Raw genomic sequence first — 12,850 nt, forward strand, 5'->3', positions numbered from 1 at the left:
AGCTCGACGCATGTCGTCGAAGTCGTTGAAGTCGCTCGCGCTGATCGAGAACTGGCCCGTGCCCACCGCCGCCGCGGCCGTCGTACGGGCGGACGGGGCCGTTCTCGGCGGTCACGGCCCCCTCGACCACCGGTTCCCGCTCGCCTCGGTCACCAAGCCGCTCACCGCGTACGCCGCCCTCGTCGCGTACGAGGAGGGCGCGATCGAACTCGACGAGCCGGCCGGGCCGCCCGGATCGACGGTCCGCCATCTCCTCGCGCACACCTCCGGCCTCGCCTTCGACGAGCACCGGGTGACGGCTCCCCCCGGGGAGCGGCGGCTGTACTCCAACGCCGGGTTCGAGGTGCTGGGTGACCACCTGGCGAAGGCGACGGAGATTCCGTTCGCGGAGTACCTGCGGCAGGCGGTGCTGGAGCCGCTGGGGATGACGTCGACGGGGGTGGAGGGGTCGCCCGCGAAGGACGGCGTCTCGACGGTCGCGGACCTGGTGCGGTTCGCCGCCGAGGTGCAGGCTCCCCGGCTGCTGGATCCGCGTACGGTCGCGGAGGCGATGACCGTGCAGTACCCGGGGACGAAGGGTGTCCTGCCGGGGTACGGGCACCAGAACCCCAACGACTGGGGGCTCGGGTTCGAGATCCGGGGCGCGAAGTCGCCGCACTGGACGGGGAGTTCGTCGTCGGCGCGGACGTTCGGTCATTTCGGGCAGTCCGGTACGTTCCTGTGGATCGACCCGGTGGCGGGGGTGGCGTGCGTCGCGCTGACCGATCGGGCGTTCGGGGCGTGGGCGGTGGAGGTGTGGCCGGCGTTCACGGAGGCGGTGCTGGCGGAGGTACGGGGCTGAGGGTGGGTGGTTTTCGCCCCCGCCGCCCCTACCCGTCCCATCCTCGGGGGCTGCGCCCCCGAACCCCCCTTCGCGCCGAAAGCGCTCGTCCTCAAGCGCCGGACAGGCTGAGGGTGCGGGCCGGCGCTGACAATGCGTCAAGTCAGGCCTGCATCTCCCACAGCAGTAGCTCCGCCGCCGTCACCCCCGTCGCTTCCAGGCCCCTTGCCTCAGTGATGCGGGCCGCGTCTCCCGGGCCAAGCTTCTCCGTGTCCAGGCGCACCTCGCCCCGTACGACGTGGACGTACACGTACGGCGCGTCCGGGACCGCCGTGCGCTCCCCCGCCGTCAGGCGGCGTACGTGCAGCATCGCGCCCGCTTCGGGGACCGCGTACGGGGTGGAGTCCGCGATGCCGTGGACCGTCTCGTAGGTGGGGGTGCCGCCGGGGGTGAGCGGGGCCAGCCACATCTGGACGAAGGTGAGGGGGGTCTCGCCGTCGTTGCGCTCGACGTGGCGGACGCCCGCCGCCGCGCTCAGCCGCTGGACGTCCCCGGAGAACACGGTCGTCTCGTGACCCGTCGAGTCGCGGTGGGTGAGCACCCCCTCCGTCACCCACGTGACGATCTCCGTGTGGCTGTGCGGATGCTCGTCGAAACCGGCGCCGGGCGCCAGACGCTCCTCGTTGCAGGCGATCACCGCGCCGAAGCGGAGGTTGTCCGGGTCGTAGTGGGGGCCGAAGGAGAAGGCGTGCCAGGATTCGATACCGGCCGCCGGGTCACCCCCTGGATAGCGCGCGTCCGCGCGCCGTACGTCCATCACGCACCCACGGTAGACCCGACGCCGCACGCCCCCGTCCTGATAAGGCAGTCTTGTTCCGTGCCCGAACCCGAATCCCACCGCCCCGAGCCCACCAACCGTCCCGAGCACCCGCACCCGGGGACCTTGAGGCGGCTGGAGAAGTCGTCCGGGAGTCTCGCCGCGCAGGCGATCACGCGCATGGACGAGACGCTGTCGTGGTACCGGGCCATGCCACCGGAGAACCGTTCCTGGATCGGGTTGGTCGCCCAGGCCGGTATCGCCGCCTTCACCGAGTGGTTCCGGCATCCCAACGCTCCCCAGGCCATCTCCACCGACGTCTTCGGCACCGCTCCCCGCGAGCTGACCAGGGCGATCACCCTGCGCCAGACCGTCGAGATGGTCCGTACGACCATCGAGGTCATGGAGAGCGCCATCGACGAGGTGGCCGCTCCGGGCGACGAGTCCGTGCTGCGGGAGGCCCTGCTCGTCTACGCCCGTGAGATCGCCTTCGCCACCGCACAGGTGTACGCCCAGGCCGCCGAGGCACGGGGTGCCTGGGACGCCCGGCTGGAGTCCCTCGTCGTCAACGCCGTGCTGAGCGGCGAGGCCGACGAGGGTGCCGTCTCACGGGCCGCCGCGCTCGGCTGGAACTCGCCCGACCATGTGTGTGTGGTGCTGGGGAACGCGCCCGACGGTGACAGCGAGTTGACCGTCGAGGCGATCCGGCGGGCCGCCCGGCACGCCAAGCTCCAGGTGCTGACCGGCGTGCTGGGCAACCGGCTCGTCGTCATCGCGGGGGGCGACGACAATCCGCTCGCCGTCGCCAAGTCCCTGATCGGGCCTTTTGCCGCCGGGCCCGTGGTCGCCGGGCCGATCGTGCCCGACCTGCTCGCCGCCACCCGGTCCGCGCAGGCCGCCGCCGCGGGACTCAAGGCCTGTTCCGCCTGGCAGGACGCACCGCGTCCGGTGCTGTCGGACGATCTCCTTCCGGAGCGCGCGATCGCCGGTGACCCGGGGGCACGTGAACAGTTGGTGGAGGAGATCTACAGACCGCTGGAGGAGGCCGGGTCCGCGCTCCTTGAGACCCTCGCCGTCTATCTCGAACAGGCGAGCAGTCTTGAGGGCGCGGCACGAATGCTCTTCGTTCACCCCAACACCGTGCGCTACCGGCTCCGACGTGTGACTGACGTCACCGGTTGGTCACCTTCAGATGTACGATCCGCATTCACACTGCGGATCGCGCTGATCCTGGGGCGCCTGGCCGATGGGGATCTCCAGCCCTAGGGTTTTGTCGGGGGTCTACAAAACCCCCTCCTGTTCTTCGTCCCTGTCCCCACGGGCGGCCGTGCCCGTACCCAAGAGAGAGTGTGAGAGTGCTCGTACTCGTCGCTCCCGGCCAAGGCGCCCAGTCGCCCGGCTTCCTGACTCCCTGGCTCGAACTGCCCGGTGCCGCCGAGCGCGTCGCCGCGTGGTCCGACGCCATCGGGCTCGACCTCGTCCACTACGGCACCGAGGCCGACGCCGACGCGATCCGCGACACCGCTGTCGCCCAGCCGCTGCTGGTCGCGGCCGGAATACTGTCCGCCTCGGCACTGGGTGCCATGGGTGGTGACCTCACGCCCGGCGCCGTCGCCGGTCACAGTGTCGGCGAGATCACCGCCGCCGCCTTCGCGGGCGTGCTCGACGACACGGCCGCCCTGACCCTCGTACGCAAGCGCGGTCTGGCCATGGCCGAGGCCGCGGCCGTCACGAAGACCGGCATGGCGGCGCTTCTCGGGGGTGACCCCGAGGTGACCGTGCAGCACCTGGAGAAGCTCGGACTGACGCCGGCGAACGTGAACGGCGCCGGTCAGATCGTCGCCGCGGGGACGGCCGAGCAGATCGAGGCCCTCGTCGCGGACAAGCCCGAAGGGGTGCGCAAGGTCGTCCCGCTGAAGGTGGCCGGCGCTTTCCACACGCACCACATGGCTCCCGCCGTCGACGTCCTCGCCTCGGCCGCCGCGTCACTGACGCCCGGCGACCCGAAGATCACGTACGTCTCGAACAAGGACGGGCAGACGGTCGCGGACGGCTCCGAGGTGCTCGCCCGGCTGGTCGGGCAGGTCGCCAACCCGGTGCGCTGGGACCTGTGCATGGAGACGTTCCAGACGTTGGGCGTGACCGCGTTCATCGAGGTGTGCCCGGGCGGCACCCTCACCGGTCTCGCCAAGCGCGCGATGCCCGGCGTGAAGACGCTGGCCCTGAAGACCCCCGCCGACCTCGACGCCGCTCGCGAGCTCATCGCCGAGTCGCTGACCCCGACCGCTGCCGCCGACGCGGCGGGCGCCTGAAAGGAGCCCCGAGCAATGTCGAAGATCAAGCCCAGTAAGGGTGCCCCGTATGCGCGCATCCTGGGTGTGGGCGGGTACCGGCCGATCCGGGTCGTGCCCAACGACGTGATCCTGGAGACGATCGACTCGTCCGACGAGTGGATCCGCTCCCGCTCGGGCATCGAGACCCGGCACTGGGCCTCCGACGAGGAGACCGTCGCCGCGATGTCCCTGGAGGCGTCCGGCAAGGCGATCGCCGACGCGGGGATCAGCGCCGAGCAGATCGGCGGCGTGGTCGTCGCCACCGTCTCGCACTTCAAGCAGACCCCGGCCGTGGCCACGGAGATCGCCGACAAGCTCGGCACTGCCAAGGCCGCCGCGTTCGACATCTCGGCGGGCTGCGCGGGCTTCGGCTACGGCCTGACCCTGGCCAAGGGCATGATCGTCGACGGTTCGGCGGAGTACGTCCTTGTCATCGGCGTCGAGCGGCTGTCCGACCTGACCGACCTGGAGGACCGGGCGACCGCCTTCCTCTTCGGGGACGGCGCGGGCGCGGTCGTCGTGGGCCCGTCCAAGGAACCCCACATCGGTCCGACCGTATGGGGCTCCGAGGGCGACAAGTCGGACACCATCAAGCAGACGGTCCCGTGGAACGAGTACGACAGTTCCGGCAAGTTTCCTGCGATCACGCAGGAGGGCCAGGCGGTGTTCCGCTGGGCCGTGTTCGAGATGGCGAAGGTCGCGCAGCAGGCGCTGGACGCGGCCGGGATCACCCCGGACGACCTGGATGTCTTCATTCCCCACCAGGCCAACGAGCGGATCATCGACTCGATGGTGAAGACGCTGAAACTGCCGGAGCACGTCACGGTCGCGCGTGACGTACGCACCACCGGCAACACCTCGGCCGCCTCGATTCCGCTCGCTATGGAGCGGCTTCTGGCGACCGGTGAGGCGAAGAGCGGCGACACCGCGCTCGTCATCGGCTTCGGGGCGGGTCTCGTGTACGCCGCGACGGTCGTTACCCTCCCCTAGGCACCTCGCACCGGATCCTCGGATCCGGGACGGGGACAACTGCCAACCCTCTCTGGATAGCCACACAAGAAGGAGCGCCCACCATGGCCGCCACTCAGGAAGAGATCGTCGCCGGTCTCGCCGACATCGTGAACGAGATCGCCGGCATCCCGGTTGAGGACGTCCAGCTGGACAAGTCCTTCACCGACGACCTGGACGTCGACTCGCTGTCCATGGTCGAGGTCGTCGTCGCCGCCGAAGAGCGCTTCGACGTCAAGATCCCCGACGAGGACGTCAAGCACCTCAAGACGGTCGGCGACGCGACCGCGTACATCCTCAAGAACCAGGACTGATTCACCGGCCCTGGTCATCAGGGCCGGTCGTGGGGACTGATCCGCTGATCAGTCCCTCAGCCCCAGTCCCCCAGCCCCGCCACCCGGCGGTGGCGCCGTTCTCCCCGCCTGCGCGGGGGTTGTCCTCCCGTATCAGTTGGAGAAGGAATTCCCGTGAGCCCGACCAATCGCACCGTGGTCGTCACCGGTATCGGCGCAACCACACCGCTGGGTGGCGACGCGGCCTCTACCTGGGAGGGTCTGGTCGCCGGCAAGTCCGGTGTCCGTGCCCTGGAGCAGGAGTGGGCGGCCGAGCAGGCCGTCCGTATCGCCGCTCAGATCGCCGTGGAACCGTCCGAGATCATTCCGCGTCCCCAGGCCCGCCGCCTGGACCGGTCGGCGCAGTTCGCGCTGATCGCCGCCAAGGAGGCGTGGGCCGACGCCGGCTTCACCGACCGGGCGGGCGAGGGCGAGAGCCCGGCCGTCGACCCCGACCGGCTCGGCGCCGTCATCGCCTCCGGCATCGGTGGCGTGACGACTCTGCTCGACCAGTACGACGTGATGAAGGAGAAGGGCGTCCGCCGCGTCTCCCCGCACACCGTCCCGATGCTGATGCCCAACAGCCCCTCCGCCAACGTGGGCCTGCTCGTCGGCGCCCGCGCCGGTGTGCACACCCCGGTCTCCGCCTGCGCGTCGGGCGCCGAGGCCATCGGGTACGCCATCGAGATGATCCGCACCGGCCGCGCCGACGTCGTCATCGCCGGTGGCACGGAGGCGGCCATCCATCCGCTGCCCATCGCCGCGTTCGGCAACATGATGGCGATGTCCAAGAACAACGAGAACCCGCAGGCCGCGTCCCGCCCCTACGACACGGGCCGCGACGGCTTCGTGATGGGTGAGGGTTCCGGCGTGGTCGTCCTGGAGTCCGCCGACCACGCCGCCGCGCGTGGTGCGCGGGTCTACGCGGAGGCGGTCGGCCAGGGCATCTCGGCCGACGCCCACGACATCGTGCAGCCGGAGCCGGAGGGGCGCGGGATCTCGGCGGCCCTGCGGAATCTGCTGGCCAACAACGAGCTCGACCCCGCCGAGATCGTGCACGTCAACGCGCACGCGACGTCGACGCCGGCGGGTGACGTGGCCGAACTGAAGGCGCTGCGCAATGTGTTCGGCGACGATGTCGACCACATGGCTGTGTCCGCGACGAAGTCGATGACCGGGCATCTGCTCGGTGGTGCGGGTGGGGTGGAGACGGTCGCGACCGTGCTCGCGCTGTATCACCGGGTGGCGCCGCCGACCATCAACGTCGAGAACCTCGACCCTGAGGCCGATGCGGACATCGTGCGGGGTGAGGCTCGGAAGCTGCCCGTCGATGGGCGGATCGCCGCGCTCAACGACTCGTTCGGGTTCGGTGGGCACAACGTGGTGCTGGCGTTCAGGTCTGTCTGAGTTCTGCTGTGAACGGTGAGTGGCCCGGACTCCTGTACTGGAGTTCGGGCCACTTGTCGTTTTGGTTTCCGTGGATTGCCGGGTGGCGGTCCGTGGGGCTTCTCGCGCAGTTCCTCGCGCCCCTAAGGGCCAAAGCCTCCCCGTGGCCGTCTCTTACACCACCTGGTGGAGCCATCTCACCGGGGCGCCCTCGCCCGCGTAGCGGAAGGGTTCCAGTTCGTCGTCCCAGGGTTTGCCCAGCAGCTTGGCCAGTTCGGCCTCCAGGTCCGTCTCGCCTCGCTGGGAGCGGGTCAGGGCGGCGCGGAGGCGGTCCTCGGGGATGAGGATGTCGCCGTGGATGCCGGTGACGGCGTGGTAGATGCCGAGGTCGGGGGTGCAGCTGTAGCGCTCGCCCTCGGCCGTGGCGCAGGGTTCGGCGGTGACCTCGAAGCGGAGCAGCTGCCAGCCGCGCAGGGCCGACGCGAGCTTGGAGGCGGTGCCGACCTGGCCCTTCCAGGAGAACTCCGAGCGCCAGGTGCCCGGTGCGGCGGGCTGGCGGATCCAGTCGAGGCTGACGCGCGTGCCGAGGACTCCGGCGACGGCCCACTCGACGTGCGGGCACAGCGCGCGCGGCGCGGAGTGCACGTACAGAACTCCACGTGTCGTCACTGGGACCTCCGGACAGAGCGGGACATCTTGCGAACTGGCTGAGCGGCGGTGGCGGGCAGCCGCGTTGATGGCGAGGCTACCGTGCGGCGGCGCAAGGAGTGTGACGTACCGTCGGTCCCGATGCCATGAAACGCCCGCCATTCACCCAGGGGGACGCCTGTACGGGTGTGCGACGTTGCAGTGTTTGGTGCATTAGTTGTTTTCGGTTCGGGAACTGTCGTGCGTTGTTGTAGGCGAGAGGCATTGCACGCCGACCGAGGGGACCCGAAGGATGCGGAATCGAAGTCGCCGTTCGCGGGCCGTCGTCGCCGTCGTGTCGGCGGCCCTGCTGGGTGTCGCCGGGTGTGACGCCGGCGGCAGCGGCTCCCCGGCTCCGGACGGCACGCGGGCGAGGGCGACGAAGCCGTCCGCGACTGCGACGCCCGCGTGGGACACCAGTCCAGCCTCGATGGCCGCCGTGGGCGACTCCATCACGCGCGGCTTCGACGCGTGCTCGGTGCTGTCCGACTGCCCCGAGGTGTCCTGGGCGACCGGCACCGCCACGGACGTGAGGAGTCTGGCCGTACGGCTGCTGGGGGCGTCCGGGGTCGCCGCGCGCAGCTGGAACTACGCGGTCAGCGGGTCCCGGATGGCGGACCTGCCTGCCCAGATGACGAAGGCCGCCGCGCACAGGCCCGCGCTGGTCACGGTGATGACGGGGGCCAACGACGCGTGCCGGACGTCGGTGGCGGAGATGACGTCGGTCGCCGGATTCCGGTCCTCGTTCGAGGAGTCGCTGCGGACCCTGCGCAAGGCCGCGCCCAAGAGCCAGGTGTACGTGGCCAGCGTGCCGGATCTGAAGCGGCTCTGGTCGCAGGGGCGGGGCAACGAGCTGGGCAAGGCGGTGTGGAAGCTGGGGATCTGCCCGTCGATGCTGGCCGACCCGGACGCGGTCGACGCGGCGGCGACCACGCGGCGCGACGAGGTGCGGGATCGGGTGGAGGCGTACAACTCGGTGCTGAAGTCGGTGTGCGCGACGGACCGGCTGTGCCGGTTCGACGGGGGCGCGGTCTTCGACTACGACTTCGGGACGCGCCAGCTGAGCACCTGGGACTGGTTCCATCCGAGCCGCGACGGGCAGGCGCGGCTGGCCGAGATGGCGTACCGCGGCGTCACCAGCGGGAAGGCGGTGACCTAGGGTTTTCCGCATGGCCCACAGATACGAACTCTTCGGCACACTTTCCGACGGCACCCCCGTCCATCGCTGGACGCTGGAGCGGGCCGGGGTCCGGGCACGGGTGCTGACGTACGGCGGGATCGTGCAGTCGGTCGAGGTTCCGGACGGGGCCGGGCAGCTCGTGGACGTGGTGCTGGGGTTCCCGGATCTGGCCGGTTATCTGGCGCACCCGGAGCCGTACTTCGGGGCGCTGGTGGGCCGGTACGCGAACCGCATCGCGGGTGGTGCCTTCGCGCTGGACGGCCGGACGTACCGGCTCGCGCGCAACAACGCGCCCAACTGTCTGCACGGGGGTGAAGTCGGCTTCGACAAGCGGGTGTGGGACGCGGAGCCGGTCGAGCACGGGGTGCGGCTGTCCCGGGTGAGCCCGGACGGCGAGGAGGGGTTCCCGGGGCGCCTGGAGGTCTCGGCGACGTACACGCTGGACGCGGCGGGGGCGCTGCGGATCGCGTACGAGGCGGTCACGGACGCGCCGACGGTGATCAGCCTGACGAACCACACGTACTGGAACCTGTCCGGTCCGGCCTCCGGCAGTACGGCCGGGCACGCCCTGCGCGTCGACGCGTCGCAGTACACACCGGTGGACGCGGACCTGATCCCGACCGGCGTCGAGCCGGTGGCGGGGTCCCGGTTCGACTTCCGTACGGAACGGAAGGTGGGCACCTGGTACGACCACAACTTCGTCCTCGACAAGGGGCGGACGGTGGAGTCGGTGGAGGTAGCCGAGTTGTACGACCCGGCGTCGGGGCGGGTCGTGACCGTGGCGACGACCGAGCCGGGCCTTCAGCTCTACACGGCCGACCACCTGGGCGAGCCGTTCGGGCCCGGGCACGGTGTCGCGCTGGAGACGCAGGCCTTCCCCGACTCACCGAACCGGCCCGACTTCCCGAGCACGGAGCTTCGGCCGGGTGACACGTTCCGGTCGGAGACGGTGTACGGGTTCGGCGTACGGGGCTGAGGAGCCCGTGGCCAAAGGGCTCGGCGCTCACGGTGCGTGGGCGGGCAGCCGGCGGCCCCGGCCTGGGGGTCAGGTCCCGGGCCGGGGCCGGCTGGTGGGGCGGACTGCCCTCGGTCAGACCGTAATCGGCGCGGTGAGCCGGCGGTCGGCGATCGAGCGTCCTACCTGGATTTCGTACGAACCCTTCACAAAGGCCCACGCTCCGGCGGACTCGTCCCAGATCTCGAAGGCGCGGCGCGGGAGTTCGAGGGTCACCTCCACCGTTTCGCCGGGGGCGGCCTCGATTCCGGCGAAGCCGGCCAACCAGCGGGCCGGGCGGTCGGGGCCCGCCTCACCGGTCGGGGCGAGGTAGGCCTGTACGACCTCGCGGCCCGCGCGCGTGCCCGTGTTGGTGACGCGGACGGTGACCGTCACTCCGTCGGCCCGTGTCCCTTCCGCCTCGGCGCTCTCGTACGTCCAGTCGGTGTAGCCGAGGCCGTGGCCGAAGGCGTACGAGGGGGTCCTGCCCTCCTTCTCCCAGGCCCGGTAGCCGATGAACACGCCCTCGGTGTACGGGAGTTCACCGTCGGCCGGGGTCACCTGGGTGACCGGGGCGTCGGCGAGCGCACCCCAGGTGGTGGGAAGCCGGCCGCCCGGCTCACGGGCGCCGGTGAGGACGTCCGCCAGGGCCGCACCGCCCTCCTGGCCGGGGAACCAGCTCAGCAGCACGGCGGCGACCTGGTCGCGCCAGGGCAGTTCCACCGGTGAGCCGGAGTTGACGACCACGACGGTGTTCGGGTTGGCGGCGACCACGGCGCGCACCAAGTCGTCCTGGTGGCCGGGCAGTTGGAGGTCGACGCGGTCGAAGCCCTCGGACTCGACGCGCTCGGTGGTGGCGACCACGACGACGGCGGTGTCGGCGGCGCGGGCGGCTTCGGCTGCCTCGGCGATCAGTTCGTCGGGGTCACGACGCGGTTCCTGGTGGCAGAGGCTGAAGCCGACGGCCTTCATCGCGGCGTCTTCGGGGAAGGTGACGCCGTGGGTGAGGGACACCTCGACCGGTGTGTCGGCGGTGAGTTGGACCTCGGCCCGGAGTTCGGGGTCACCGAAGAACGAGATGAAGGGATCGTCGCTGTCGGTGCTCTGGACGTCGTCGTAGTACGTCGTGCCGTCGACGGTGAGGGCGAAGGCGCCGAGGCCCTTGATGCCGAAGGCGTGCCGGCCGGTGTCGCGCGGGGTGAAGGTGCCGGCGAGTTCGACGGTGTGGAGCCGGATGGGGGTCCCCCCGCTCGAGCGAAGCCGAGAGTGGGGGAGGGTGACGCCTTCGGGGAGGTCCGAGCCCATCCAGTTGATCTGGCCGTTGGGTGCGGAGCCGGTGCCGAGGACCGTGCCGGTGGCGTCGCGGCAGACGGCGCGCAGGGTGAACCCCTTGTCGGCGACGGCGAGTTCGGTGTTCGGGTCGGCGCCGACCGCGTAGGTCACGGCGCCTTCGGGGAGGGCGGCGGTGAGGCCGTCGAGCGGGGAGACGACCTGGGCCGGGAAGACGGTGGCGGAGCCGCCGCCGAGGACACGGGCGTCGCGGGCGGCGGCGCCGATGAGGGCGACCGTACGGCCTTCGGGCAGTGGTAGGGCGCCCTCGTTGCGGACCAGGACGAAGGAGCGGTGGGCGATCTCGCGGGCCAGTGCCTCGCCGTCGACCGGCGCGGGGAGGTCGGTGTGGGCGACGGCGGGTTCGGCGCCGTCCAGGATGCCGACGCGGGCGGCGAGGCGCAGCACGTTGCGCACGGCGCCGTCGAGGGTGGCCTCGGCGACGTGTCCGTCCCGTACGGCCCGGGCGAGGGGGGCGCCGTAGACCGTCCTCGGGCCGGGCATGGCGACGTCGAGGCCGCCGTCGATGGCGCCGGTTGTGGAGCGGGCGGCCATCCAGTCGGAGACGTTGTAGCCGTCGAAGCCCCATTCGCCGCGCAGGACTTCGTTGACCAGGTAGCGGTGCTCGCTCATCGTCGTGCCGTTGACCGTGTTGTAGGCGGTCATGATGCCCCAGGGGTGGGCGTTCTCGACGATGGCCTCGAAGGGGGCCAGGTACAGCTCGCGCAGGGCGCGTTCGGAGACCAGGTTGTCCACGGTGAAGCGGTCGGTCTCGGCGTCGTTGGCGACGAAGTGCTTGACGGTGGTGCCGACGCCGCCGGACTGGACGCCGTTGACGTAACCCGCGCCGATCCGGCCGGTGAGGTACGGGTCCTCGCTGTACGCCTCGAAGTGCCGGCCGCCGAGCGGGGAGCGGTGCAGGTTGACGGTGGGCGCGAGGAGGACGTGGACGCCCTTGCGGCGGGCCTCCTGGGCGAGCAGCACGCCTGCCCTGCGGGCGAGTTCGGGGTCCCAGGTGGCGGCGAGGGCGGTCGGGGAGGGCAGGGCGACGGAGGGGTCGTCGGCGGTCCAGCGGGTGCCGCGGACGCCGATCGGGCCGTCGGACATCACCAGGGAGTCCAGCCCGATCTCGGGCAGCTCGGGCAGCGACCACATGTCCTGCCCGCCCAGCAGTCGGGCCTTGGCGTCCAGGTCGAGCTTGCCGAGAGCCGCCTCGACGGCCGCCTCACGGGCCGCGTCGGCCGACGTCGGGTCACTGCCCGGGGTTCCCGTCACCGTCACCATGGTGTCTCCTCGCTGAGTCCAAGCTGTCTCCCCCATCCTGCACGCGCCCCCTGTAGAGCGGTAGGTTTTGTTACGTTGACGTTATTTTTGCTGGGGGCACATACCGTACGGTGACGGCATGGCGATCAGAGCGAGGACCGAGGAGCGGCGCGCGGAGATCGTCCGGGCCGCCCTGAACGTGATCGCGGAACGCGGCTACCGGGGCACGAGCCTGGCCGCGGTCGCGGAGCGGGTCGGGCTGACCCAGCAGGGGCTGCTGCACCACTTCCCCACGAAGGACGCGCTGCTGGTCGCCGTCCTCAGGGAACGGGACCAGTGGGACGCAATGCCCGAGACCCGGTGGCGGGTCGACCTGCTGGCCTCGCTCGTCGAGTACAACGCCATGCGGCCCGGGATCATCCAGACCTTCTCGGCGCTGCTCGGCGAGAGCGTCACGGAGGGACATCCGGCGCGCGAGTTCTTCACCGGGCGGTACACCGACGTCCGTACGACCATGGCGGCGGCCCTGCGCGCCGAGTACGGCGACCGTCTCCCGAGTGGGCTCACCCCCGAACGGGCCGCTCCCCTGCTGGTGGCGGTGATGGACGGGCTCCAGTACCAGTGGCTGCTGGATCCGGAGGCCGTGGACATGCCGGCCGCGTTCCGGGACTTCCTCACACTGCTGGGCGGCGAGGGCTGAG

General features: G+C 71.0%; 12 protein-coding genes. 9 read left to right on the top strand and 3 right to left on the bottom strand.

What is annotated here, in order from left to right; genetic code table 11:
• Positions 1 to 10: 10 nt before the first annotated feature.
• Positions 11 to 841, top strand: coding sequence for a serine hydrolase domain-containing protein (locus OG241_RS17050; protein WP_405816282.1), 831 nt, complete (start codon positions 11 to 13; stop codon positions 839 to 841).
• 142 nt (positions 842 to 983) lie between these two features.
• Here the strand turns inward: OG241_RS17050 and OG241_RS17055 are convergent, their stop codons facing one another.
• Positions 984 to 1,640, bottom strand: a complete 657-nt coding sequence (locus tag OG241_RS17055; protein WP_405816283.1) for a pirin family protein — start codon at positions 1,638 to 1,640, stop codon at positions 984 to 986.
• 57 nt (positions 1,641 to 1,697) lie between these two features.
• Between OG241_RS17055 and OG241_RS17060 the strand changes: the two genes are divergently transcribed.
• The 5 genes from OG241_RS17060 (at position 1,698) to fabF (ending at position 6,717) form a co-directional block, all read left to right on the top strand.
• Positions 1,698 to 2,903 carry a PucR family transcriptional regulator gene (locus tag OG241_RS17060; RefSeq protein ID WP_405816285.1) on the top strand — a complete coding sequence of 402 codons (1,206 nt, stop codon included), beginning with the start codon at positions 1,698 to 1,700 and terminating at the stop codon, positions 2,901 to 2,903.
• An 89-nt stretch (positions 2,904 to 2,992) separates the two neighbouring features.
• Positions 2,993 to 3,949: an ACP S-malonyltransferase gene (locus tag OG241_RS17065; protein WP_405816286.1), complete on the top strand. Its 957-nt coding sequence runs from the start codon at positions 2,993 to 2,995 to the stop codon at positions 3,947 to 3,949.
• A gap of 15 nt (positions 3,950 to 3,964) precedes the next feature.
• A complete protein-coding gene (locus OG241_RS17070) occupies positions 3,965 to 4,960 on the top strand; it encodes a ketoacyl-ACP synthase III (protein WP_405816288.1) in 996 nt (331 codons plus the stop codon).
• A gap of 83 nt (positions 4,961 to 5,043) precedes the next feature.
• Entirely contained in the window at positions 5,044 to 5,292 is a 249-nt protein-coding gene (locus OG241_RS17075; protein ID WP_006374616.1) for an acyl carrier protein, read from the top strand.
• Positions 5,293 to 5,445: 153 nt separating this feature from the next.
• Positions 5,446 to 6,717 carry a beta-ketoacyl-ACP synthase II gene (fabF, locus tag OG241_RS17080; RefSeq protein WP_405816289.1) on the top strand — a complete coding sequence of 424 codons (1,272 nt, stop codon included), beginning with the start codon at positions 5,446 to 5,448 and terminating at the stop codon, positions 6,715 to 6,717.
• Positions 6,718 to 6,870: 153 nt separating this feature from the next.
• Here the strand turns inward: fabF and OG241_RS17085 are convergent, their stop codons facing one another.
• Entirely contained in the window at positions 6,871 to 7,365 is a 495-nt protein-coding gene (locus tag OG241_RS17085; RefSeq protein ID WP_006374635.1) for a DUF3145 domain-containing protein, read from the bottom strand.
• A 271-nt stretch (positions 7,366 to 7,636) separates the two neighbouring features.
• Between OG241_RS17085 and OG241_RS17090 the strand changes: the two genes are divergently transcribed.
• Positions 7,637 to 8,542: an SGNH/GDSL hydrolase family protein gene (locus tag OG241_RS17090; RefSeq protein ID WP_405816290.1), complete on the top strand. Its 906-nt coding sequence runs from the start codon at positions 7,637 to 7,639 to the stop codon at positions 8,540 to 8,542.
• Positions 8,543 to 8,552: 10 nt separating this feature from the next.
• Positions 8,553 to 9,539 carry an aldose epimerase family protein gene (locus OG241_RS17095; protein WP_405816291.1) on the top strand — a complete coding sequence of 329 codons (987 nt, stop codon included), beginning with the start codon at positions 8,553 to 8,555 and terminating at the stop codon, positions 9,537 to 9,539.
• A 114-nt stretch (positions 9,540 to 9,653) separates the two neighbouring features.
• Here OG241_RS17095 and OG241_RS17100 read toward each other — a convergent pair whose 3' ends face one another.
• Positions 9,654 to 12,170 (bottom strand): beta-glucosidase, encoded by a 2,517-nt coding sequence (locus tag OG241_RS17100; protein ID WP_405816292.1) that lies wholly within the window; start codon positions 12,168 to 12,170, stop codon positions 9,654 to 9,656.
• Positions 12,171 to 12,270: 100 nt separating this feature from the next.
• On the opposite strand from OG241_RS17100, the gene OG241_RS17105 reads away from it, so the two are divergent.
• Complete coding sequence (locus OG241_RS17105; protein ID WP_405826266.1) at positions 12,271 to 12,849, top strand: TetR/AcrR family transcriptional regulator; 579 nt, start codon at positions 12,271 to 12,273, stop codon at positions 12,847 to 12,849.
• Position 12,850 lies beyond the last annotated feature (1 nt).

This window comes from Streptomyces sp. NBC_01390 (assembly GCF_045040105.1).
GTDB lineage: Bacteria > Actinomycetota > Actinomycetes > Streptomycetales > Streptomycetaceae > Streptomyces.